We start from the raw sequence: 23,221 nt of genomic DNA on the forward strand, positions 1-23,221 counted from the left end.
AGGACAAGAGCTTGATGAGCTCTCGAAGCAGAAAGTCGCTGCTCAGCTCGACGAAACCGTGCTCCACGATACCGGTTTGTCTGGCGGTCCGGGAGGCCTTGCGGTCGGGAAATGAACACGCCCCCGGAAGCGGCAGGGCCTCCGGAGGCGTCGGGTTACGTCAGATGGGCTTGGCGGTGGCTTAGCGGGCGCTTTCGGCGGGGCCCTGCCCCGTGGGCCCCGGCAAGCTGGTCAGCTGGATGACCAGCTTGTCGAATCCGGCGCCGTTTTCCCGGAAGGTGATCTCCAGGTCGTGGTCCCCCGCGGCAAGGTCGCTGGCAAACGCCCGGCTGCTCCAGACCCAGGTCCCGATGGGCATGTTGTTCACGCGGTTCCAGGGCCCGCCGTCGAGTCGCCAGTAGAAGGAATCGTCAGCGCTCGAGGCTGCTGCACCCCGGAGCCAGAAGGTGTAGGTGCCTGGGTTGCTGACGATCGTGAAGGGGTAGGTCACGATCCGGGCGGGTTCCGTGGACGCGGGCACGGTGCCCGCCTCGTTGTAGGTGGGCTCGATCTCGATGTAGGCACCCCCGGAGGCCGCCTCGGCTTTGGTCCCGCTGCCCAGTGTTTGCCAGAGCGTCGCCGCATCGAAGCTGCCGTTCTCCGCTTCTATCGAGACCACACCCAGGTCCTCCTGGAAACGCCCCGTTCCGCCGTCGCCACAACTGGAAGACTCCGGGCTCTCCGCGGGCCCCACGCCCGAGGGTGTCGAAGCGCTCAGGTTCGTGGTGAGGAGGATGCGGTCCACGCGATAGCCGTCTTCGCGCTGCACCAGGTGAAGGCGTCGGGTGCCCGCAGCGCTCACCACGACGTTGTCCAGCTTCATCCAGGTCCAGGCGCCCAGGCCCGAGTTCTTGTTGTCGAAGCCGGCGGTCGATGCGACCCCGTCGAGTCCCACCCATACCGAGTTGTCTCCCCCGCCTACGGCGTAGCGGCGGACCCACACCGCATAGGTGCCTGCGGTCGAGAACTCCACGTCGTAAAAGAGCGCGGCGGCCGTGTCGAAGGCCCCGAGGCGGGTTCCGTCCGGCGTGTCGGCGTACCCGGTTCCGGCAAAGCCGGCCATGGCCGTTTGGTCTAGGCGCCAATCCAAGCCGTCAGCGCCGGTGCCCGCCGCCATGGCTTTTTCGGCTTCCATCACCACCAACCCGTTCGCTTCGACGTAAGCGCAGTCCGGAGGAGGCGGGGGCGGCGGAGGAGGTGGGGGCGGCGGAGAACCGGCGCTCAGCAGCTTGACGTTGTCGATGCGCTGCAGGCCGCCCGAAGTCACCCCGGTGACCAGCATGACCACCAAATTGTCGAACCCGGTTTCCAGATCGAGCGTCATCTCGTAAGGACGCCAAGACGAGGTCAGGTCGGTGACGGTGCGGTCGAGAAGCACCTTCGTCGATATGGGGTTGGCGTGATCCAGGGACTTCGGCGGGTTGGTGTTTCGGGTCTCCGAGGTGAAGTAGTTGCCCGCGATGCCGTAGATCAGAACCCGCAGCGTGTCGCCCCCGGTGTTGATCGCGTCGAAGGTGAACTTGTGGGCTCCCCGGGACAGCTTGCCGTCATGGATGTTTTGCACCGCCGTGCGGCCCGGGTTCTTGTCATCGAACGTGGCGTCGAGGGTGCCCTGGGAGACGTTGTGAACCCAAGGACCACTCTTGTGAATGGTCCAGGACTGATCGGTGCGAGGGTGAATGCCGGTGGGCAGGTACATCCAAGGGGCGTCGGTGAAGGTGGTCCGCTGGCCGATGATGGGCTTCGGCTCGAACAGCTTGGTGGTCGGGTTGAACACGGGCATGTTGGTGTCGAAGGTGCCGTCCATCACGACGTTGGCAGCTGCCGTGTCGACCACCTGGATGGTCTTGACGGTGCTGCTGGACCGGCCGTCCTCGTCGTATACGGTCAGCTTGACCGAGTAGGAGCCGGCTGCCGCGAACCGGTGGTCGAAGTAGCGGCCGAACCCCTCGATGGTCCCGTCGTTGTTGACGTCCCAAACGAACGCGGCGAGCGTGTTGTCGTTTTCCTCCGCCCATCCGCCCTCGGCGGCGGATTTGGTGCCCCAAATATAGGCCCCCGTGGGCTTCGCCCCTGAGGGGGCATCGTCGGGATGCCTACCGAGTCGAGTTTGGTAGTCAGGGTCAACGGATCCCTTGCCGCTCAGCCGCACCGTCAAGCCGCCAACGGCGCTGGAGGAGATGGAGGCCGAGGGCGCCTGCCCGCCGGGCTGCGCCGGGAAGGTTGGGCTGCCCTTGAGCGCGAAGTATGTAGGAAAGGGGGGCGACATGATGCGGTCCGCGGACGCGATGTCGTGAAATCGGCTGGGCGGCGGCGCAAAAACGTGGGTGTTGTTGCGGAAAGTGCCCCCGATGACCTCGCTCATGCCGAAGGGGGTCTCCTCGACCTCTCGCAAACCCTGCTGGCCTGTCTGTGCCACCATGACGGCAGCGTAGAAGCCCTCGATGTGGCAGGTGTCGATCTTCGACTCACGGCCGTTCTTCTGGAAATAGATCCCGAATCCAGTCGGATCCGCGCCATCCCAAGCGGCTTCGGTGAAAGGAATGGGGGCTTGTGGTTTTCCAAGGAACAGGCAGTTTTTGAAGTCTGTCCGTGCGCCGTACTGAATCGATGCGCCGGTCTCGGTCAGATTGAAGCCCTTGGCGTTCTCGACCACCTCGTGCAGGGTGTTCGCGCCTCGAAAGAAGTACTTCACCCCGGAGTCGTCGCGGAGGTTGCCCGCGAACATGGCGTAAGCTCGGGCGTTGAACCCTACGTTGTTCTGAAACGGGCCAAACGGTACCTCGGAACTCGTGAAAGTGGCCTCTGCGTTCGTGGTGCCGAAGGCTCCCTGGTACGCGGGAAGAATGTTCTTCAGCTTCACCGGTAGCAGTCCGTGTTTTTCGTCGAACTCGTCGTTGGCGTCGTCGTTGCCGTACACGAAGTAGGCTTCCGCACGCACACCCGAGACCACGTTGCCAGTGGCTTCCCGGATGGAGTAGGGCGAGTCGAACCAGAACCCCACCCCGCGTGCCGCGAAGTCGTTGCGCCAATCGCGTTCATTCGGCAACGCGAGCAGGCCTGTTTCGTAGTCCGACCCGCGTGACGAGATGGCGATGTTGTTGCGGAAGGAGGCGACCTCGGTCTCTTCCTCCGTGACGAAGTGGCCGCCCGTCACGTCGTAGGAGACGTTGTCATCGACCTCGGCGTAGCTCTTGTGAATGACGAGGCCCCATCCCGGGCTGTGCAGAATGGCGAGGCCCTTGAACCGCGCTGGAGGTACCGTGAGGTCTTCGTCTCCGGCGTGATGCAGGTGAACCGCGTAACGTCCTCGTACGTTTTCGGTCGAGATGCGGGTCGTCTGAAGGCTCGCGGGCGCGAAGCGGTCTTTTCCATCACACGAGGAATAGAGGGGCGGGTTGTTCTGAAAGGTCCCTTGCGGATCGGTGACCAGTCGACTCTTGTCGGTTCGGCCCATGAAGCGGAAAGCGGCGTAGCGCAGGTCCTTGTCGAGGTTGTGCATCAACATGACGTGAGCGCGCCGCTGGGGAGTGACACCCGCCCCGTCCACCGTCTCGAAGACGACGTTGCGGGTCGTGTTCGCAAGGTAAAGGGAAAGGCCGAACCCGGTGGGGTAAGTGTGAGCGTACGCGAGCCCCTGGCTGGCCGTGATTTGGTTGGTCCCGATGGCGCCGACGACGAGCTCGTCATCATGGGAAAAGCTCGTGGCATCGTTCGGATCGAGATACGTGCCGGTCAAGATGACGGCGTCGCCCACCTGCCAATCCGCAGGCACCGCCTGAGCGAGCGGTATGGCCGTTTCGCTCACGGCGAACTGGCGGTTCGCCGGGGTGCGCACGAAAGCGGTTCGCGGCGTGCCGTGCACTTGCACCCGACCCATCGCGAGGAGGCCACGGCTGAGGGCCATGGGGTCTCGTGCGAGATCGATCGCGCTGCTCCCAGGAAACTGAAGTTTGGCAGCCACACTCGAGGCCACAGGGCTCGCTTCGGTGCCGATGATGAGGCTGCCGCTTTCCATCACCACCATCGTGTCGAGGCGCATGGTCGTGTTCACGTCGGTGCGGAAGGCGAGCGTGCCGTCCACGCGCACCCAGTCGAGTGTCGTGGTCACGTTGCGATCGTAGGTTACAGTCTTTCCAGCCGGAATCCACACGCGTGCGTTGGCGCCGGGAACACCGTTGTTCCAGGTGGCCGCGCTGTTCCAGTTGCCATTGGCGATCGCCTGGTGGGTTGGACCGGCACTGCCACTCGTCGGGACGAGGGCCATGACGTGGCCCGAGATGGGCAAGCTCACCTTGGTGGGGCGTACACAGTCGGCGCTGGCCAGCCGGCTACTCGCGAAGAGGAGCGCCGCCAGAAGAAGGTGGGTCGTTCGGCTCCGAACGAGTTGTCTTGCCGTTCGTGACGACATGAGGTCTTGGGATTCGGTCATTCTTTTGTACATTCGATCACTCGCGAGAGCCATTTAGTGAAGGTGGTCGCAAGCTGTCTAGACAAAATACGTGCGTGATCGGCGAAGTTACGTGCACGCCGCGTGTGTAACGGCACGAGCCGAAAAATTCACGATTTCCTCTGAAAAACTGCACGCCTCGCCTGCGACATTCTCACCGAACGTCGTCATGGGCGCGCCACGAACGCGGTCACGCTTGGGCCACGGCCGAAGACGTGATGGACGCCCCGCCGTGTGCGGGCCTCATCCTGGGCTCGCCGCAGGTGCCTCGGATTGATGACGCGCCGTTTTGTCTGGCCTGGCAGCGAGGCTGAGGATGCGCGAACCCAGACAGTTCGGCCGCGGTCACGCTGTCCCGTCCGTCCCTCGTGATGCAGACCGCGGTGGCGCGGATGACACGCTCCTTCGCCTTTCCGTTCGATTCTCAAGGGGCCGTCCGCGAAGAGAGGCTCGAGGTGATGATCCAGAATCGCGCTCCTCACGGCAAAGGCGACGCCACCGGCGCCGGACGGGCGACGAATTCGCTGAAGGCGATCTCGGTGGGCTTGCCCGGAACGCCAGACGGCTGGAGCTGCGCATTCGTGAGCTGAAAGTTGAAAACCGAGTCCAAACGTTGAGTGCCCCCGTTGCCTTCTACGTGAAGTTGGTTTGGGTCAGCTTGCCGCTCGCGCCGGCAGAAAGTTGAGTGTACTTGTCGATCAGGACGTTCTTGACGACCTTCGAGGGCGAGCCGCCATGTTGAACGCCGTCTGCGGAGTAGGCATTGGGAATGGCATCGGGCCCCGCGTCGGCGGTGACCATGCCCCCATCGGGCAACGCATCGGGGACGTCGTCTTCACAGCCGACAGAAAAGAGCACAAGCGCCGCGCTCAGACGGAACAAATATGAACGTGGTCCGATCATTGTGAGGTCGCCGACGTGCTCCGATGCGGGCGCGCGGAGATGAGTGGGCATCGGAGGATCCTTTGGTCTGCTTGGGGGGGGCTGGCCTCGACTTGGTCGTCAGATACCTTGCGAGGGGCGCCCGGATTGGCGGCCGCCAGCTCGACAACGCCTCACCCTGCGTACAAAGTACTCGTCATGAAAGCTTCCATCATTCGATCCTTCGGTGGTCCTGAAAACATCGAGCTGGCCGAGATGCCGAAGCCGGTGCCGGGGCCAAAGCAGGTGCTGATTCGCGTTGTTGCGGCCTCAGTGAACCCAGTTGATTACAAGATCAGGCAGAATGGATCGTGGGCAGGCGTGCCAATGCCGGCCATCCTTGGCTACGACGCTGCGGGTATCGTAGAAGCTGTGGGTGCGCAAGCTTCGCGATTCAAACCTGGCGATGAAGTCTTCTACAGCGCGCGCATTTTTGGGCGGCAAGGCACGTACGCTGAGTATCATGTCGAAGACGAAGAGATCATCGCACTCAAGCCGGCTGCGTTGACGTTCGAGGAAGCGGCTGCCGTGCCTTTGGCGGCGATCACAGCTTATGACACTGTGATCTCGTTCTTTCAGACCAAGCCTGGAGATACGGTCCTTATTCAAGCGGGCGCGGGTGGGGTGGGGCATTTCGCGGTGCAGTTGGCGAAAGCTGCGGGCGCGCGGGTGCTGGCCACGGGGCGCGCCTCCAATGCAGAGCTCATCAAGAGCCTGGGCGCTCATCACGTGATCGATTACCAGAAGACGGTGTTCGAAGATGAAGCCTTGCGGCTGACCGATGGCTGCGGTGTTGATTTCGCGTTCGATACCGTGGGAGGCAACACGGTGAGTCGGTCAATCAAAGCGGTGCGCGCCTACGGAAAGCTTGCAAGCGTTGTCAGCGTCGAGGGCTCACTTGCGGGCATGCAACCCAAAAACCTCACGCTTTACTTTGGCTTCATGGAGCGCACAGAAGCAAAGATCCAAGCGATGTCGACCTTGATTGCGCGCGGGCAGATTAAGCCGCTCATCGACAGCGTGTTCCCCCTGGACGGCGTTGCGGACGCACACCGCAAGCTCGAGGCGGGCGGCATCAAGGGTAAAGTCGTCATTCGGGTATAGATGCGTGCGCGTGTCACGAGAGGCCACGCCAGACGCTGGTGTGCGTCTGCGCGGTGGCCGCGAAGGACGGCGAACCCTGCAGCGACACGACCCCATGTCTCGAACCCGCCCGCTGCGTAGGTGGCCGTTGTCAGCTGAACAACAGCTCTACATGCAACTAGAAAACGCGAACCGGGCCTCGCGGAGGTAGGGCTGCTCGCACAAACCGCGAGCGCCGGGCTGGCCCCGTGAAACTCGAGCGGCTGGGCGCGCTCCGGTTAGAGACGGACTTCTGGGCTCGTTGCCGTCGCGGGGTCATTACACCGCAGGCCGATGCGCACGCTACCAATCTCGCGCCTGGGTATGCGGGCGCCTGCCAGTGCCTTCTCGCTGCCGATTCAGGTGGCGTTCAGGTGGGCGAACAGAGACTTGTGAAGCTGCAGAGCGACCTCGGGACGGGGGTACCCGGCGGCGACGTACACCTCTTCGTCGTGGCTTTCCTGGAGGGCCTCCTCGCAGGCGCCGATGGCCGTGAGCCGGGCTGTGTGCACCTGGTGGCGCTCCTCGGGTGAAAGCTGGGGCCAAAGCCATGCGTCCAATTCATGTGCGAGCTCTGCGTGCGAGGCTTCGTCGCGCGCGATCTGCTGCATCAGCGCGGCGACATTGGGATCAGCTGCGCGCGTGGCCTGATAGGCGGCCACGAGCGCGCCGAACGTTTCGCGCACGCAGCCTTCGACGGCGTTGTCCAGAGCCAATGCCAGCCGCGTCTTCGGGGCCGAAGCGTCTACGACGACCTCGCGAACTGCGCTTCCGTATTTGTTCGCCAGGTCCTGGGTGTCTCTTGCGTGCTTGACCTCATCACGTGCAGCCCGGCGGGCCCCGTGGACCAGATCCTCTGGGGCGCCCAAATGTTCGAGGTCGCGCGCCAGCAGCATGAATGCGGGGATGGACGCCGCTTCCAGCTCGGCGATCTCGGCGAAGAACGCTCCCAATGTGCGTCCGCATGGGCTGGCCGGTGTACGCAGGCCTTCGGGCAGGCGGCCCACGGCGCAGTTATTGTTCCGGGGCGGCCCCTCGCGACGAAGCTCGGTCACTGTCCCGTCTTTGCCCACGCGCAAGAGCACGTCATCAACCTCGCAGTCTCCTCGCGTGGACTGTGCGCGAACCTCGAAGCTGCCATTTTCGAGTGGGCGAACGCCCCCTGCCGCGACGGTGCAGCCGATGTTGAACCAGGCGCTACCTACCAAAAGGGCGGCCTCGTCAGCGGTATCGATGGGGGCAATCACGGGGCGAAGCTCTTCGAGGCTCGTCAGGGCTTTTGCCTCGTCACCCCGGGTCATCATGACGATGGACGGGCAGCCGCCGGGCATGCACCCATTCGCGCGAGCCTGCTGAAGCAGGGCTTCGTACGTGCTCTGGCACGCGGCAGGCGTCGTGGCGCCGGAACAAGCCGCCCCGCGGGAGAAAACCTGCGAACGCGTATCGAACAGCCAGTGATCCGCGGGCGGGGTGGCGTTGAGTCCGGGCAGCGGGTTCCAGACCTGGCCCTCGGCCGTCGTCTCACAGCTGCGTGGCTGAAAACCAGCGGAGGGGAGCGCATCACCGCCGCAGGCAAAGAGCGATAGTCCACCGGCACCCATCAGTGCGTCCCGAAGCGCGGCCCTGAGCGCGTTGCGAAGCCGGGCGGAGGCAGAGGGGGAGGTTGGCAGCTTGGGGACCTCGTAAGTCGTGGGCATGGTCTCGGTTTAACGCATTTTCCGTGCCACGGGTCAACAGCCGCAGGACGGGCGGTTCCGGCCTGCGCGGGCGCCGGGGGCCGGACAGCGGTGCCAGGCAGCCTCAGATTTTCGAACGCCGCCTGCGCGCGAGATGAGGGGGGTGGTGGACAGAGCCGTTGTGAACGCCTCCAGGTATCGGCGCCGCGAGCCTGAATAGACGCAGCTCTATCGCATGGCACGGCAGGCTACCACTCTGGCGGTTGCAACCTCACGTCTCTTGCGCAAGGTTTCGGGCATGTGGCTCGACCACCGCGACGCCTCGGGCGTTCGCCCGTCCGATGACGCGCAGGCGCGCACCGCCGCCATGTGCATTGGGATCTACGTCGCGGCGGAGGCGCTCGCGCGGTTGCTTCTGCGCGACACGGCTTGGCCTGCTTGGCTCACGCTGGCGATCGATGCCGGGTTGCTCCTGTTCTTGTGCCTTGGGGAGCGGTGGGCGCGCACGTTGTTCATCATCCGCATCGTCCTGGGGCTCACGGCTTGGCCTGGGTGGTGGCACGGCAAGGATTTTTTGGCTTTGGCAGTGAACGCCTCGAGCGGCGTCTCGTACCTGATTGCCTTGTGGGGTGGTCCACATCACCGCCTTCGCTACCTGGCTTACGCGCTCGCCGTCATGGCAGCTGGCCTCGTGCTGCTCGACGCCTTGTGAAGCTTCGACCGACCTCGCGCTTCGGCTTCGTCGTGGGGTGGTGAGGGCGACGCCCGCGAGGCATGCCCCGTCCACGGCTTGCTTCAGGCGAGCGCAGCGGCAGGCCTGGGCAGCTGGGCTCTCGAGCGGCCCGCCACGGGCGAGCGGCACACCGTCGAGGTTCGTGCACGCATCGTGAGCACCACACCCTCCGTTCTTCGCCAAGCAGCCATCGAAGGGGCGGGCGTGGCCCTGTTGCCGGACTGGCTGGTGGCCCGCGACCTTCAGAGCAAGCGGCTGCGCGCCGTGTTGTCTCAGTGGGTCTCTACGGAGGTCTCCGTCTGGGCGCTCTATCGCCGCGAGCTTCGGGGCACGCCAGGCATTCGAGCGTTTCTCGAAGCTCTGCCACCCCCTCTGGGCATCGCGGGCGCACCGGCCGCCCGGCAAAGAAGAAGGCCGCCGCCAAGTCAGCCGCAAAAAAGAGCCGCATCGAAGCCCGAAAAGTAGGCTGTGGATAGCCCGAGATCAGGCTAGCTTTGAATCGTCGACAACGTCCGCCCGAACTACTTGATCACCAGCTCGCAGCCCCACTTCGTCTGAAGCTTGCCGTCCTTGCTGGCCTCCACGGATTGGCAGGACTGACGCGGCACAGACGAACCGAGTCGCCTTCGAGATAAATCCCGTCGCGACCGGCACACTCGTTTAGCCCCGCAACGGGCAAGAACGTACGGGTCACCCCGGCCTCCTCGAACTCGAGCACGACCGAGGTCCGGTCCAGCGTTTCGCCTTTGGGCGGGGTGGGGATCTGGAACTGGCGCAGGGCAGTTTGGCCTGCTCGTTCAAGCTCTCGGCCATTTTGCGGAACATCGATTCGTAGTTCGGCTCGGCGCCGCAGGTGGGGTAGCGGTAACCGCCCGTCACGATGCTCAGCTCTTGGTAGGCCTGCCCTGCTGCGACCGCGCCTTCGCAGCGTCGGCCAGAGACCGGTGACATGGGGCCTATGGGCTCGCCACCGCCTGCGAGGCCTCCCGCGCTCGACTCCTGGCCCACGAACGACCAGAACACGTAGTTGCGCGTTTCCTCACTGGCTCCGAACAAGTTGGGAGCGATTGACTGAAGCGCAGCCTCGAAGCGGCGTGCCAACGATCTCGGTGCCAGCCGCTGGTCCAACGCGACGGCGCCCCCGGGGGTGGTCGCCGGCAAGGAACAGTTGGGGTTGTCGTCCGTGACGATGGCAATGTTCTTGATGGCGTTCGGGCGGAGCCTGTCGGCAAGGCCCCCGGTGGCCAGCTGAGAGAGCAGGAGGCACAGGCCGTTGTTGCTTCCGATGAGCACGTCCTTGTGAAACAGCAGGGGTGTTTGCGTGGGCTCGGTTCCCACCTGGTCGCAGAACCCATCTTCATCGGCGTCCGTGCCCCCGCCAAGGGGTTCACTCACGCAGACCCGGACCCGTCTCCTCTCGCCGTAACCCGTGAGGATTTGGACATTGAAGTCAGTGCCCGCAGCCTCGAGTACGGGATAGAGCTGCCTGTTCAGCTGCCTGACGACCTCGGCGATTTCGCCCAGCATCGATGTCGAGTTGTCGATGACGAAGACGAGATCCACGGCGCCCGGTTTGGCGACGGCCGTTGCCGTTTGTTGCACGCAGGCCGTTTCGTTGCGGCTCCCGTCTGCCAGCGCGTCGACGAACTCCACGCCGAACGCAGGCGCGGCGTCTGCGGGCCTCTCTTCCTCCGGAGCCTCGTCCTCGCCGGACGTTGTGCCTCCTCCCGAAGCCCCGCAGGCCACGACGGCAGACAACGCCATCGCGAGGACCAGCGTGCGAAGCGGCGCCCAGGGACACTGCGACCATCGACTCTCACCCACTGAAGACATGGAAAAACTCCGAATCCGTGCCCAAGGGTCGAAGCAGCCCCAGCGCCGCTCGACGTCCTCACACTGACGAACGATCAGGCCAACGGTTATCCGTCGCCGAGTGGATTTGCAAGAGAAATACCCCGGGACAGTCAGCTGCGACTGTTGCAATGAGTCGATCTCGGTCGTGGCGCGGATGCCGGGAACTATACAAACGTTCAGACGTGAATGCGGCACACGAAAGGCATGGGGATCTGTCACAGCTATACGCCCGACGGGCGGTGTGTCTCGCTGCTCAAGCTCTTGCTCTCGAACGTCAGCGTTTACGATTGCCAGTTTTGCGTGAACCGTGCTTCGAGCGACACCCCGCGGGCCACGTTCACCCCCCGCGAGGTCGTCGATCTCACGCTCGAGTTTTACCGGAGGAACTACATCGAAGGGCTCTTCGCCTGAAATGAAGGCGCGCACCGGGGGGCTTGCGCCGTGCCAAGCGGCATCCGACGACTGCGCGCATATCACACACCTTTCGGCGCGGCAGCCTCGCATTCATCGCGGCGAAGGCCTCACCGGTGGCTGCGCTTACGTCGGCGGGAGGCGCCAAGGAAGGCGTGGGCGGCAAGGGGCGCCCCCGAAAGAACGCGAATATCCGGCGCGGGACCGCGGATTTCTGAGGGGGGCAGAAGGGGATGCCCCGACTTCGTCCCGCTCCAGCGAGCCTGGTGGTGGCAAACGGGGCCTCGTGTGAGAACTTGCAGACGTGGCGCGTTGCTTGCAAAGCGGTCAACGGAAAGGCCCGCCTCCGGCGCCCGGTCGGGCGTGCCGTGAGATTCCGGTTTGCAAGAAAGCGAAGGACCCATGACAGCTTCACCTCCCACGATTCGTCCCACGCCCTCGAGATGGATACGCACCGCCCTGGCGGCGGGCCTTCTGGCCGCCAGCGGGGCCCCCGGTGCAGCCCATGCATTTTGCGGCTTTTACGTCTCGGGCGGCACCGCCAACCTGTTCAACGACGCCACCCAGGTGGTGCTGATGCGCGACGGGACCAAGACGATCCTCTCGATGCAGAACAACTACCAGGGCCCTCCCACCGACTTTGCCATGGTGGTGCCCGTGCCCGTGGTGCTGCAAGAGGCAAACGTGAAGACCTTGCCGGCTTCGCTCTTTGCCAAGATAGACACCCTCAGCGCCCCGCGCCTGGTGGAGTACTGGGAGCAGGACCCCTGCCAAGAGTACGGGGATGAAGACGACGGGGCGGGCCCTGGGAGAGTCGCTCCGGAAGCAGCCGGAAGCCCCTCCACGGACGGGTCCGATCCGCCGAAGGTCAAGGTGGAAGCCCAGTTCGAGGTGGGCGAGTACCAGATCGTGGTCCTCAGCGCCACCGAGGCCACGGCCCTCGAAAGCTGGCTCACCACCAACAAGTACAACATCCCGACGGGGGCGGCCCCGATCTTCAGCCAGTACATCCAGCAGGGGCAGTACTTCTTCGTGGCCAAGGTCGACCCAAAGAAGGTGACCTTCAAAGAGGGGCGCGCCGTGCTGTCGCCGCTTCGCTTCGATTACACCAGCGACAGCTTTTCGCTGCCCGTGCGCATGGGCATGGTCAACTCGTCCGGGGCGCAGGATTTGATCGTATACATCCTGTCGCGTGAGGGGCGCTTCGAGGTGGCTAACTACCCGAACGTGACCATCCCCACCAACATCGAGGTCTCGCAAGATGTTCGCAAGGATTTCCCGACCTTCTTCACGAAGCTCTTCGAGGCCACGCTGGCCAAGACCCCGAATGCCGTCGTGACGGAGTACGCCTGGGACGCTGCCACCTGCGATCCTTGCCCTGGTCCCACGCTCGAGGGAGACGATTACGCCACCCTCGGCGCCGACGTGCTCGGCAATCTCGAGGACTTCGGTGGCTGGGGCGGGGGGTGGACGCTCACCCGCTTGCACGCGCGCTACGGAAAGACCGGACCCTCCGAGGATCTGGTGTTCAAAAAAGCGCCGGCCATCGTGGGCGGGCGAGAGGCCTACCAGGAGGACGACAAGCTCGAAACGGGCGCAGCACCGTCACCCGCGAGTTTCGACAACTTCCAGGGGCGCTACATCATGCGCAACCGCTGGAAGGGGCCGGTGACCTGCTCCAACCCCCGCTTCGGCAGGTGGGGAGGTCCGCCCAACGAGTCGCAGCCGCCTCCTTCGGCTTCCCTCAGCCCCAACAGCTCGGGCCGCAGCTCCGACGTGGCGGCCGCGAGTGAGCTGGCCCCGCGCTCTTTGGCCAGCCTGGTGAAGGAGCCCATCGTCGAGCTAGACGTGATGCCGCAGGCGTCTGCGAAGACCGGTGGCAGTGGCTGCTCGTTCTCGGCCGGCGCCGCGGCGACGGGCTCGGCGCTGCCGCTCGCGGCGGCCTTCCTGCTGCTGTGGCGTCGTAGGCGGCGCTGAGCGAAACGGCGGGCTCCATGCGCTCTATCTGCATCATCGTGGTGGCGCTGGCGGCGTGTCAGCGGCGCCCGCCACCACCGCCCGCGGATCCCGCGCCGGGTGCCAGCCTGCCCGCCCCGAAGGTCCCCCGGGAGGGCGATGCCTTCAGCCCCTCACTGGCGGCGCTCGAAGGGCCCGCTCGGCCCGAAACGCTACAAACCTTCGCCTCCTGCGCCCGTTGCCACGCGGCCATCGTGCAGGAGTGGAAAGAAAGTGCGCATTCACTCGCTTCGCTCACGAACCCGCTCTACCAGCGAAGCTTCAGCGACTTCGTGCAGGCCCGAGGTGAAGAGAAAACGCGCTTTTGTGCCGGGTGCCACGATCCTGCCTTGCTCTTCGATCCCGGGGCGAAGCTTGCCACCGACCCCACGCAGCCGGGCGCGCACGTGGGCATCGGCTGCGCCGTTTGCCACGGCGCGGTGGCCGCCCGACCCGCAGGCAACGGGGCGTACACGCTCACGACCTCCGAAATTCCTCTGCCAAAGGGGGATCCGGCCTCGCTCGACGCCCATCTCGCGCGGGTGGCGAACACCACCTTGCGCACGAACACGCTCTGCATCAGCTGTCACCGCGGGGCGCTGACCCCGGCGATGGGCCACGCCGTGGCGCTGCTCGGTTTGGACGAGTGGGGCCCGTGGCGCCGATCGGTTTATGCCGGCAACCAGACGAGGCGCATGGACGAGGAGGGCGGGGAGCGGAAGGGATGCACCGATTGCCACATGCCCATGGTGGCAGGGCACCGCTCGCATCGCTTTGCGGGAGGGCACACGACGTTGGCCGGGATGATCCACAGCCCTGGGCAACTTGCCGCCACCCGCGCCATGCTCGAGGGGGCTGCCAGCGTGGACGTGTTTCCGCTGCCTGCGCTTCCCAAGGGGGTAACGCCACCCGCCGGCGCGGCGCTCGCGTTCGACGTGGTGATCTTCAACGAACGCGTGGGGCACAACTTTCCCGGCGGGGCGAAAGATCTCCGCGACACGTGGCTCGAGGTGAAGCTCGAGGACGCCGCGGGCCGGGTGCTGGCCGCGTCCGGGGTGGCGCACGAGACGACAGGCCGTGAGCCCTACGCCTACGTTTTACACACCCGCGTGGCCAACGAGGCCGGCGTGGCCCAGGCCGAGCACGAGGTGGCCCACTTTCGCACGCCCGTTTACGATCACACCATCGCGCCCCGGGATGCCGCCGTGGTCCGTTACGCCGTGTCGCTGCCCCCAGCGGCGCACGGGCCCTTCACCGTGGCGGTTCGGCTGCGCCACAGGCGGCTGACCTCGAGCAGCTTCGAGGCGGGCTGCCAGGTGTTTCGCTCGGACACCGGGCAGGCCTACGCCCGGCGGCTCCGGCAGCTCAAGGGGTTGTCGCTGGATGGTTGTGCACCTCAACCCCTCATCGACGTGGCCAGCGCCCGCGTGGCCCTCGAAAGCCAGGGGCCGGCGCCTGCGCTCGGCGTGGGGGCATGGCGCCGGGCCTACCGGTATGGCCTGGGGCTGCTGCATGCGCGGCAAGAGGATCTGGACGAGGCTCGCTTGGCCTTCGGGCAGGCCCTCTTGGCGCTGGGCGACGGTGGCCCCGCCCGGCTGCGCGCGATGGCGCTCGAGGGGTTGGCCGAAGTGGCGGCGCTGCAGTCACGCCGCGACGAGGCCCTCAAGCTCTTGGCCGAGGCCGGCCGCCTCGTGCCTGACGCCCCTTCGCTTTCCTACGGGGCCGGCGAGGCTCACCTGGCCGCGTGGCGCTTCGCCGAGGCCGCTTTGGCCTTCGAGACCGCCGCCGCGCAACAGGACGACGATCGGAGCTGGCGCCACTTGGCAACGGCCCTTGGCAGCATCGGCCGCCCCAGGGATTCCTTGCTTGCGGCCCAACGGGGGCTGGCGCTCGAAGGGCGAGACGCCCTCTTGCTGCGCAACCAGCTCCTGGCTTACCGCAAGCTGGCGGCGCCCCAGGAATGGGTGTCTCAGGCATCGCGCGCTTTGCAGACCTACGAACGGGATGTCGAGGCCCCGCATGTGCGCGACCGCTGCGCGCAGAACGATCCCGTCTGTCGCGTGGAACGAACTCCGCTCGCGGTCCGCTGGCTTGGGAGTTACCCGCCGCCGCAGAATACGAGGGTCAGTTCCGCTTCTCGATGAGAGACGCCGTGGCTTCCCCCCGGGACCAGCTCCCGCATTTTTTTTCATTTTGCGCGAGCCGATCCGCTCGCACGAGCGTACCTAACCGATCGTGAGGGGGTTTCGTTCAACGTCGCAGGCGTCTCAGCCTCCGCCGCACGCGTCGGCGTGCGCGGTGGTTCCCGCGACGGCCCTTGGCTGGTACGATGCGTTCTTCGCCGTGGTGGTCGCCACGGGGGAAACGAAGTCCCTTCCGAACGGTTTATCGGGCCGCCGAATCAGCTTGTCCGTGGACCAAGGGAAGCCCGGAGACAACTGGCAGACCGGCGTCCCTTACGTCTTTTCCTTTACCGAATCCGAGGGCATCCCAATGCCGATGTAGCCTCTCCTCGAGGCGCTATCGCGGCCGCCCGTGGCGACCACTTGGCTTCGTGTGTGAAACGACCCTGATTCCCTCGGCTTCATGCAAGCGAAAGCGGGCGTTTTCCAAGCCCCGCACGACGGCGCCGTGGACGCGGAGGTTCTCGACGCTGACGTTGCGAATCTGATGCTGCTCATCGTAGCCGTGAAACAGGGAAAAGGGGAACAGCCCGTCGGTGACCTCGACATTGCGCAAGGTGATGTCACGGATCTGGCCTCGCGCCGACGCATGGGCCTGGCGCTGCACAGGGTTGAGTGTGAGCACGCCATCCCAAGCGCCATGCAGATACCGTCGCTCACTCTCTTGTGGGTCCTTCGGAGCATCAACGCTGTACTTGCTGAGCACGATCGCGAGGTCGAATAGCTTATGTCGCGCGTCTTCGATCCTGAGTCGATCGACAAGGACGTTCCTGACCGTGGCCACATCGGCATTGTGTATGGCAAACACAGCGCCACGTTCGACACGAATTATGTCGTTGTTGTGAAACGTTATGTTTTGTACGAAAGGTGACCTCAGCTCGAAGCCTATCTCCAAGGCATTGCCCCAATCCGTGTTCCAGAAAACCGAGTCGATCACGCGGACATCGTCGACGCCTGGGTCCTCGGGTCCACCCGCACCTGGACCGAAGGCTTTGATGGCGATGCAGTCATCTTTTGTGTGCACAAAAACATCCTCGATGAGCACACGCCGGCTCCGCACGATATCAATGCCATCATCCGTGGGGTTGTTGCTGACGATCTTGACATTTCGGACGTGAAAGCCATCGACGTTGTCCGGGATGACTTGCCAGGACGTGGCGTTCGAGAGAGTGACCCCTTCGACCGTGATGTTTTGGCTGTCGCGAAAGTCGATGAACCGGAAGAACTCTCCGTCAGCAGGCTCAGGGTGCTGGCTCGCATCGATGATGCCGTGACCGCGTACCGTAACGTCCTTGACGTTGACTCCGCGAATCGCGCCCTTCACGACGGCACCACCGGCAATGTAGACCGTCTCGCCGCTTTGGACCTGCAGAACGCCCATGTCATGGACCTTCCCGGGACCGAAATAGTGCACACCGGGAGACGGCCCCTCGAGAGGATTGGATTCAGTGGCGTTTGCAAACACAAAGAGTGGTTTGCGCGGACCGCTTTTGAACTCGCCGTTGAGTTCCACGCTTAGCTTGGCTGGTCGCGAGAGGGAGAATTCGATGCGTCCATCCTCGATGCGCCCCCGCACGCCCCTTTGCCGAGGCCGAATGTCGACCCATTTGACATCGCGTTTTGGTTGAATTTCGACATCGACCTCACCCGAAATGTCAAAGCTGACGATCGCGGCTGATGGATTGTCGTAGACGAAGACCGGCTTTCCATCGACTCTTACGCTGTACTCTGCCGAAGGCAGGAGGCCTGCAGGCGGTGGATAAACCGTGGCCTTACCGGCGGCCTGTGCAGAAGACGTCGACAGAACCACGGAAGCGGTCAGCCACAGCGCGCATAGAAACGGCCCTCGAGGCACCTTGCCGAGGCAGCACAGACCCAAAGATGTCATCGAGCGCCAAATCTGTCGGGCGACGTATGCGTCAAGGCTCATGTCGCTCACCCTAGTCGCGGCCTTGCCCGCACGCTACCTGAGAGCAGCGGCTTTCGTGCGTCATCTCACACGCCCCTCGCTCCAAGAAACGGTTTCGTTGCCGAAGACCTGTGTGCCGCAACCTGGCTCGCAGGTGCGCGCGCCCTCGGTGACCACGTGGATGCGGTTCAGAAAAACGGGCGGACGGCGCGTTCGATGAAGGCTGCAATCGCGTTCCAATCCTCGTCGGTTTCCACGTTCAAACCACCGAATCGGCGAATGGTCCGGCTGCGGATGGCGAGATAGTGAATGGCGCCCGCCAAGAAGCTTGAAAACGCCATGAGGTCTGGCGACAGAGGCAGGCCAAGTTCCCGTAGCCTCTTGAAGAGGGCCTGCGTGCGCGCCTCACGCACCTCCTCGAGGACGACGGTCAATTCATTGCGTGCGTTGAGTTCGCCTGCCAGCAAGGCGAGGGTGATGGGGCGTTTGCGAATCGCCCGTGCATAGGCCCCCAAGACCGACGCTGTCACCTTGGCGGGATCCTCTCGATCAAGAACCGAAAATGCGGGGTCAAGCACTTCCTCGACGCTGGGCCAGAAATCCGCGGATTCACCATAGGCGCGCATCAATTCAGGCAGTCCCCCAAAGTATCGATAGATGAGCGCCTTATTGACACCTGAGACTTCCGCGACCTGATTGATACCGAGCGCCGCGACGCCGTGCTCCTCGATGATCTTTCCAATAGCGGCGATGAGCCGCGCTTCGGTTTCTTCGCGCCGAGCCTGTCGTTTGCGCGTGGGTATGGCTTCGGCCTGCGCGGGCGATGCGGCCTCAGTTTCAGGTGTCGTGAGATTCCGTGTGGATTTGTGCGTGCGTTTCAATTGGGAAGCCTCATCCTTCCTCGGATCGAGGTCTGCGTTTATTGGGCGCCGCGCGTTGCGACCGTTGTGACGTAGGTGGCCACGCAGCCGCGCCTCAGAAGGTGTAGCGCAGGCTCAGGTCGAGGGGTACAAACGTCGTCTCGACTTCGTTTTGCAATCGTCCCCCAAAAGTATCGCGTTTCCTCTGTCCGATGGGGACCGTGAAATGCGGGCGCAAGGCGAGGGCGAGCCCCTTCCAGGCGACCGCGGCATGTAAGCCGACCATGGCATGGGAAAACGGGTTTTCAAAGCTGACCCGAGCGCCCAGCATCGGACCAACCTCCACGGCGAGGTGCTTTGTGATGTGGGGCGTATAGACCACCGTTTGCCTTGCGATGAGAGGGAAATCGCCCGGATGATAAACGAGCCCGAATCCCAATTCGGAAAGCGAGACCAAGGGAAGGCCTGCAACGAAAAAGGCCGAGGGCAGGGGGAGCCGGTACCCCACCGTCAAATCGGAGAGCAGCAAAGAGCGGGACGAGCGGGCCATGGTGTCGCCTTGGTCGTCGAGGAGCTCCTGGGACTCGTCGTATCCGGAAAGGGAAGCTTGCACAAAGACGCCCTTTTCATGGGTGTCTCGTGGAACGTCTGCGGCCTGCGATGCGATCGTCTTTTCGGGTGCATCGTCCTGGGCGAACGCCAGCGACGACGTGATCATGAGCCACGCGCCAAGACCGAGACCCATACGGGCGAGACAAAGCCAGAGCGACCGCGGAGAGTATTCGTGTGTGTACATGACGAGGCTCCGATGAAATTGTGATCTTTCCTTTTCGTGTTTCGTATCGACGGCGTTGGTGAAGGTGTTCATGGCCGGTCCTCTGCACGCACCACCCATGCGACGGGGCGTCGAGGGCTGGAGATGACAGGATCCCATGCATAGCCGATGCGGAACAAAAACTGGGCACCCACGTCGGTGCGGCTCTCCATGAAAGACGCAAGCAAAGCCGCGCTTTGCTCGGGCTGGCTAAGTTGCTTCTCGCGATCTTGCCGTTCCGGAAGTTGGTTGAGAGGCTGGATGGCCAGGCCCTCGGAAGTCGCCCAAAGGTGCAATCTTTGGAATACCCGGCCACAGATGAGCTGCTCGATACGAGAATATCGATCGGGCGTCGCCAAAATGCCGAAGGCTCCTGCCGTCGTTTGTGCACCCTTGGTCGCGTCGAGCCAGTAATTGCCGGCCGAAGAGGCGCTGGGTGCTGGCAAGGCTTTGCCGAAGGTGCGTAGCGTCGCCCCGTTGCCGGTGGCGTCGATCGTCACGCCATCACGATGGGTGTCGATATCCTTGGCGCTGTGGCGGTACCACGCGTGGCCATCGTGGCTCATGTCGGCATCGGCGTTGATGGCGCGGGTCGCGTCGATGGTGGCTTGTCGAAACCGCGCTTTGTCCTCTACCGATTGAATCAGGTATAGCGATACGGGCGGTGAGCCCACTGTCACTTGAGGCGCGGGTACGGCACGGGTCAGGGCGTTGGCCACCTCGCCGCGGAACGCCGCTTCGAACGCGGCGGGCATGGGATTCTCCATATAGGCACCGCGATGCGTGTGTCGATTTGGAATCGCTTTGGCAAGCGGATCCTCGACGACGGTGCTGTCCGGGGTCAGGGTGATGCGGGCGACGTGATTCGGCTCCTCGGGAACCGGTAAGAGCACGACGTCCGCGCGAAGCCCAAACTGTGTCGCACCGGTCACCAGGTTTTCGATGGCGCAGCCAAGGCCCATGGTCATTTCGCGATGAAAAGGGTCCATGGCGCCAAGGCTTCGTTCTGTATCGGCAAACAGGTCCACGCGTCCCGGCCGCACCTCGAAGAGCCAGGGCTGGGTGTTGTGAGGGCTCGCGGCAAGGATGGCGGCTGCCACGGCGTTCAGTTCGACCGGCTCCAGCGGTTCGCGCGGCGGATAGTGCCAAGGCTCGTAGGCGGCGCCGTCTTCCGCCGGATAGACACCACAGGCCGCGCTCCCGGCGATGCCCGCGATTCCCGCAGAGCGGAGGGCGGCGGCGCTGCCACCGGCCAAAACACGGATGAGGAAGTTCCTTCGCCCGCTAGGGGCGGATGATGCGGATTGAGCGAGGAGCGGATGAGCCATGGGTGTGTCTCCATCTCGAGTAAAAGTAACCGTGTGGTTGCATTGGTCCATTTACCCGACGCGAGGGCGGCTGTCGAGTGAAAAAGAACCCGATCGGTTACTTTATCGAAGGGCGACCCATGCAAGGCCGTGCAGCCGGCGTGAGGGGACCACGGCCGCCGAAAGTACGAGTCGGTGGGCCTGTGCCACCGGACTGACGAACAACCGTCGTCTCAACGGCGAAATCGACACTGCTCCCGGAGGACCGCAGGCCCCGCTGCCCTGCAAGTGGCATCTCGCCTGCGGCGCCGACGGCGCCGGAAATCCAGACCACGTGATTGCCCGGCGCCAACCGCTCGGCCACAACTCACCTTGGCTTCCTCGGTGTGTGTGGTGGATGAGTCGAGCGCAGTCTGCCTACCCACCCAGTCGGTTGCGGTGCCGTGGGCTTGAACGATTCCCCTTCGCTGGCACTGCAGCTTCGTCGCTTCGTCAGTCGATCACAACCGTCCGGCAGTTGAACGCGAAAACGTTTCGCGCTGGAAACACCACCTCATTGCGTGGGCTTGGTGAACGGCAGGTCACCGTCTGCCCCCTGCAGAGATGAAAGATACTCCCTGTCAATGCTGAGCAAGCCGAACAGCTGAAGCAGCTTACAAAGCGCGTACCCAGTATCTATCTCGAACCACAGGTACGAAAACTTAGCGGATCTCGGGTTCCTGTGATGGTTGTTTTGAAACCCCTCACCGGCGACCAGCATGGCCACAACTAGGTTGTTGGTGGAGCTGTCGCCGTTGTCGAACGTCCGGTACCCCTTGGAGTGTCCAAACGCATTCACCATCCATCCTTGAATCGGATGCGTGACTGATCCCAAATAAAATAGTCCGCCCGCCAACCATCCCCCTACGGACGCGGATACTGCAGCGGCCAAGAGCAAATGAATCGTGTAGGGCAACCACCAGAGCTTTCGCCGGTACAACCAATGGACAGGGAAGTTTAGGTCTCCGCTCTCGATTTCGCGGAATTTCTTCTTCGCAATCAGGCCTCGCATGATTCGCTCGTATGAGCGCAGCTGCTCAACAATGACACGCACGATGCTAGAGTTGGCGGGGCTGTGGGGATCGGCTGGCGTGTCCGAGTGTTTGTGGTGCAGCCTGTGCATGACACACCATGTGAGCGGATCGATTCCGACGACCCATGGGCCAGTTGACACGACAAAACGCCGGAACCGGTCTCCGAACACGACAGCCCCGTGGGTCAGGCCTCGGTGGTAAAGCACCGAAATGTAAATCGAGTTGACCGCGTAGGCCGCAAGAAAAATTCCGGCGCAAATGCCGTAGTATGTCAAGCCCATCTCCCTCGAAATATGGGGTCCATACGCATGGGTGCGTTAAGTCTCAGGATAGCTGTCGCTTTTGTAAATAGCGGCATTGCGTAAGGCAGGTCAAGCAGCGGAGGTCCGTCGACCTCTCATTTCGGTCGGCTTGAGAGCGCCGGAGGTGCCGGAGCACAGTCGGTTCCTTGCACGCGTACACTTTGGGAGGCGCGGAGCCGTTCGGGAATCGAATGAACTCAACCGCACAGCGTCGCCCCAGCCTGCTGAGATTCACGAACCTGCGGGAGTGCCTTTCCGTATAGCCCACAATGAAACATCATAAACAATGCAGTGCATTTCCTTGCGGTGTCTCGCGTGGATCCCCGCCTTCTCGAAGTGCGGGCGTGCGAGCGAACGGACAAAGGTAGGTTCGTTCAAGCGCCCTTGCGGGTGTTGGGGATTGGGCTGGAGGCGCTTTCGCCCCGAATGAGGTCTACGAGCCATTCCCAGACCGCGGCGATCCGGGGCACGTGTCGGTACCTGGAATGGCCAGCGATCCACAGCTCTACGTCAGGAAGTTCGTCGAGGCTGTTGCGCAATCGCTCACCGCAAGGGAGTGACACCACGCCTGTCAAGCGGCCATAGGGCTCCGGAAGTATCGCTGCGCCGAGCCCTTGGCGGACCGCGCCCACGAGACCGTCCATGCTTGCGAAGCGCATGCGCACCTTGTCCGAAGGGACGTGGGTCTCCACCCAACGGGCCTCGGGCAATTGGCTCAGATTCTCGCCCCAGGACAACCACGGAAGATCCCCGACCGTCTCGAGCCGGCCGAGGGCGTTCGCTCGCTCGGGGCTGACCGCTACGATCCACTTGGCAGCAATCAACTTCTGGGCCACCAGATCACCGGCGGCGGGTCGGCTCGTCCGCAGGGCGATCTCGGCCTCGAGGCGGCTCAGGTCCAAAAACGCCACGCTGCCCCTCAGTTCAAGTTGCAGCTGAGGATGGCGAAGCAGCAGGTCGGGCAGTGCAGGGATCAAGAAGTGCTCGAGCAATCCGGGGGGAACGGTGATGCGTACGAGGCCGGCCACCTCCCTCTCGAAATTGGCAAGCGCGTACTCGAAATCGCGCGCGGCTGCTTCAATCGACTCCGCGTACGGCGCAATCTGCGTTGCGGCCGCGGTCTTTCGGAGACCGTCAGGCGTGCGGTCGAAAAGCCGCGTCTTCAAGGCATCCTCCATGTTCTCGAGGCGCCGCGAAACGGTCGAGATGTTGAGGTCTAGCTCCCTGGCGGCCCTTTTGAGGGAGCCGTGGCGCCAAAGCGAGAGGAACACGCGGGCGTCGTCCCAGCGAAGGGAGCGCGCGCCCGGAGGCGGGGTTTGCTTTTTCGCAACCACGACTTGCTTCGATACGACTTTTGCAGCGATTGGGCAAGCGACACAGTGTGGGCATGGCGAAAGGCACTCGTACGGCGGTTGGCGCTCCACCTAGCGGCCGAAGTCGCACGGGTTCGGCTCGTCCCCTGTAGTCCCGCGTCGCGCGTCGCATCACATCCGCATCTGATGTTCGTGCCCGACGACAGTGCCATTCGCGACTCCCTTAGATTCAACCCCATCGAAAAGAGAGAGCAGCATC

The 23,221-nt window shown here is 63.7% G+C and carries 17 protein-coding genes and 1 pseudogene; 8 read left to right on the top strand and 10 right to left on the bottom strand.

The window, feature by feature from the left end; genetic code table 11:
• Nucleotides 1-181: 181 nt before the first annotated feature.
• Nucleotides 182-4,471 (bottom strand): PKD domain-containing protein, encoded by a 4,290-nt coding sequence (locus KA712_07870; protein MCG5052862.1) that lies wholly within the window; start codon nt 4,469-4,471, stop codon nt 182-184.
• A gap of 389 nt (nt 4,472-4,860) precedes the next feature.
• Between KA712_07870 and KA712_07875 the strand changes: the two genes are divergently transcribed.
• On the top strand, nt 4,861-5,079 hold the full coding sequence (locus KA712_07875; protein MCG5052863.1) for a hypothetical protein: 219 nt from the start codon (nt 4,861-4,863) through the stop codon (nt 5,077-5,079).
• Between the two features lie 43 nt (nt 5,080-5,122).
• Here KA712_07875 and KA712_07880 read toward each other — a convergent pair whose 3' ends face one another.
• Nucleotides 5,123-5,443: a hypothetical protein gene (locus tag KA712_07880; GenBank protein MCG5052864.1), complete on the bottom strand. Its 321-nt coding sequence runs from the start codon at nt 5,441-5,443 to the stop codon at nt 5,123-5,125.
• 126 nt (nt 5,444-5,569) lie between these two features.
• Here KA712_07880 and KA712_07885 point away from each other — a divergent pair, with 126 nt between their 5' ends.
• Nucleotides 5,570-6,514 (top strand): zinc-dependent alcohol dehydrogenase family protein, encoded by a 945-nt coding sequence (locus tag KA712_07885; GenBank protein ID MCG5052865.1) that lies wholly within the window; start codon nt 5,570-5,572, stop codon nt 6,512-6,514.
• Between the two features lie 377 nt (nt 6,515-6,891).
• On the opposite strand, the gene KA712_07890 is transcribed toward KA712_07885, so the two are convergent.
• Nucleotides 6,892-8,229, bottom strand: coding sequence for a diiron oxygenase (locus KA712_07890; protein ID MCG5052866.1), 1,338 nt, complete (start codon nt 8,227-8,229; stop codon nt 6,892-6,894).
• Between the two features lie 277 nt (nt 8,230-8,506).
• Between KA712_07890 and KA712_07895 the strand changes: the two genes are divergently transcribed.
• Nucleotides 8,507-8,920: a hypothetical protein gene (locus KA712_07895; protein ID MCG5052867.1), complete on the top strand. Its 414-nt coding sequence runs from the start codon at nt 8,507-8,509 to the stop codon at nt 8,918-8,920.
• A 78-nt stretch (nt 8,921-8,998) separates the two neighbouring features.
• Complete coding sequence (locus KA712_07900; protein MCG5052868.1) at nt 8,999-9,406, top strand: hypothetical protein; 408 nt, start codon at nt 8,999-9,001, stop codon at nt 9,404-9,406.
• Nucleotides 9,407-9,631: 225 nt separating this feature from the next.
• Here the strand turns inward: KA712_07900 and KA712_07905 are convergent, their stop codons facing one another.
• Nucleotides 9,632-10,774, bottom strand: coding sequence for a hypothetical protein (locus KA712_07905; GenBank protein MCG5052869.1), 1,143 nt, complete (start codon nt 10,772-10,774; stop codon nt 9,632-9,634).
• Nucleotides 10,775-10,990: 216 nt separating this feature from the next.
• On the opposite strand from KA712_07905, the pseudogene KA712_07910 reads away from it, so the two are divergent.
• From KA712_07910 to KA712_07925, 4 genes and pseudogenes are all read left to right on the top strand, one after another.
• A pseudogene (locus KA712_07910) lies at nt 10,991-11,200 on the top strand (biotin synthase).
• A 408-nt stretch (nt 11,201-11,608) separates the two neighbouring features.
• A complete protein-coding gene (locus tag KA712_07915; protein MCG5052870.1) occupies nt 11,609-13,183 on the top strand; it encodes a DUF2330 domain-containing protein in 1,575 nt (524 codons plus the stop codon).
• Between the two features lie 17 nt (nt 13,184-13,200).
• Nucleotides 13,201-15,345 (top strand): hypothetical protein, encoded by a 2,145-nt coding sequence (locus KA712_07920; GenBank protein MCG5052871.1) that lies wholly within the window; start codon nt 13,201-13,203, stop codon nt 15,343-15,345.
• Between the two features lie 154 nt (nt 15,346-15,499).
• On the top strand, nt 15,500-15,706 hold the full coding sequence (locus KA712_07925; protein ID MCG5052872.1) for a hypothetical protein: 207 nt from the start codon (nt 15,500-15,502) through the stop codon (nt 15,704-15,706).
• A 15-nt stretch (nt 15,707-15,721) separates the two neighbouring features.
• Here KA712_07925 and KA712_07930 read toward each other — a convergent pair whose 3' ends face one another.
• The 6 genes from KA712_07930 to KA712_07955 form a co-directional block, all read right to left on the bottom strand.
• Nucleotides 15,722-17,314: a hypothetical protein gene (locus tag KA712_07930; protein ID MCG5052873.1), complete on the bottom strand. Its 1,593-nt coding sequence runs from the start codon at nt 17,312-17,314 to the stop codon at nt 15,722-15,724.
• A 167-nt stretch (nt 17,315-17,481) separates the two neighbouring features.
• Nucleotides 17,482-18,174 (bottom strand): TetR/AcrR family transcriptional regulator, encoded by a 693-nt coding sequence (locus KA712_07935; protein ID MCG5052874.1) that lies wholly within the window; start codon nt 18,172-18,174, stop codon nt 17,482-17,484.
• Between the two features lie 94 nt (nt 18,175-18,268).
• Nucleotides 18,269-19,021, bottom strand: coding sequence for a hypothetical protein (locus KA712_07940; GenBank protein MCG5052875.1), 753 nt, complete (start codon nt 19,019-19,021; stop codon nt 18,269-18,271).
• A complete protein-coding gene (locus tag KA712_07945; protein ID MCG5052876.1) occupies nt 19,018-20,295 on the bottom strand; it encodes a hypothetical protein in 1,278 nt (425 codons plus the stop codon). The genes KA712_07940 and KA712_07945 overlap by 4 nt, the downstream gene beginning before the upstream one ends.
• 532 nt (nt 20,296-20,827) lie before the next feature.
• Nucleotides 20,828-21,622 carry an acyl-CoA desaturase gene (locus KA712_07950; GenBank protein MCG5052877.1) on the bottom strand — a complete coding sequence of 265 codons (795 nt, stop codon included), beginning with the start codon at nt 21,620-21,622 and terminating at the stop codon, nt 20,828-20,830.
• A 401-nt stretch (nt 21,623-22,023) separates the two neighbouring features.
• Nucleotides 22,024-22,983 (bottom strand): LysR family transcriptional regulator, encoded by a 960-nt coding sequence (locus KA712_07955; protein ID MCG5052878.1) that lies wholly within the window; start codon nt 22,981-22,983, stop codon nt 22,024-22,026.
• Nucleotides 22,984-23,221: the final 238 nt, after the last annotated feature.

This window comes from Myxococcales bacterium (assembly GCA_022184915.1).
GTDB lineage: Bacteria > Myxococcota_A > Polyangia > Fen-1088 > Fen-1088 > JAGTJU01.

Bases quoted from the DNA above. Each gene is read 5' to 3' on its own strand.
- KA712_07875 (MCG5052863.1), top strand. From the start codon at position 4,861: ATGCAGACCGCGGTGGCGCGGATGACACGCTCCTTCGCCTTTCCGTTC.
- KA712_07930 (MCG5052873.1), bottom strand. From the start codon at position 17,314: ATGAGCCTTGACGCATACGTCGCCCGACAGATTTGGCGCTCGATGACA.
- KA712_07870 (MCG5052862.1), bottom strand. From the start codon at position 4,471: ATGACCGAATCCCAAGACCTCATGTCGTCACGAACGGCAAGACAACTC.
- KA712_07905 (MCG5052869.1), bottom strand. From the start codon at position 10,774: ATGTCTTCAGTGGGTGAGAGTCGATGGTCGCAGTGTCCCTGGGCGCCG.
- KA712_07895 (MCG5052867.1), top strand. From the start codon at position 8,507: ATGTGGCTCGACCACCGCGACGCCTCGGGCGTTCGCCCGTCCGATGAC.
- KA712_07920 (MCG5052871.1), top strand. From the start codon at position 13,201: ATGCGCTCTATCTGCATCATCGTGGTGGCGCTGGCGGCGTGTCAGCGG.
- KA712_07890 (MCG5052866.1), bottom strand. From the start codon at position 8,229: ATGCCCACGACTTACGAGGTCCCCAAGCTGCCAACCTCCCCCTCTGCC.
- KA712_07945 (MCG5052876.1), bottom strand. From the start codon at position 20,295: ATGGCTCATCCGCTCCTCGCTCAATCCGCATCATCCGCCCCTAGCGGG.
- KA712_07940 (MCG5052875.1), bottom strand. From the start codon at position 19,021: ATGAACACCTTCACCAACGCCGTCGATACGAAACACGAAAAGGAAAGA.
- KA712_07885 (MCG5052865.1), top strand. From the start codon at position 5,570: ATGAAAGCTTCCATCATTCGATCCTTCGGTGGTCCTGAAAACATCGAG.
- KA712_07915 (MCG5052870.1), top strand. From the start codon at position 11,609: ATGACAGCTTCACCTCCCACGATTCGTCCCACGCCCTCGAGATGGATA.
- KA712_07880 (MCG5052864.1), bottom strand. From the start codon at position 5,443: ATGCCCACTCATCTCCGCGCGCCCGCATCGGAGCACGTCGGCGACCTC.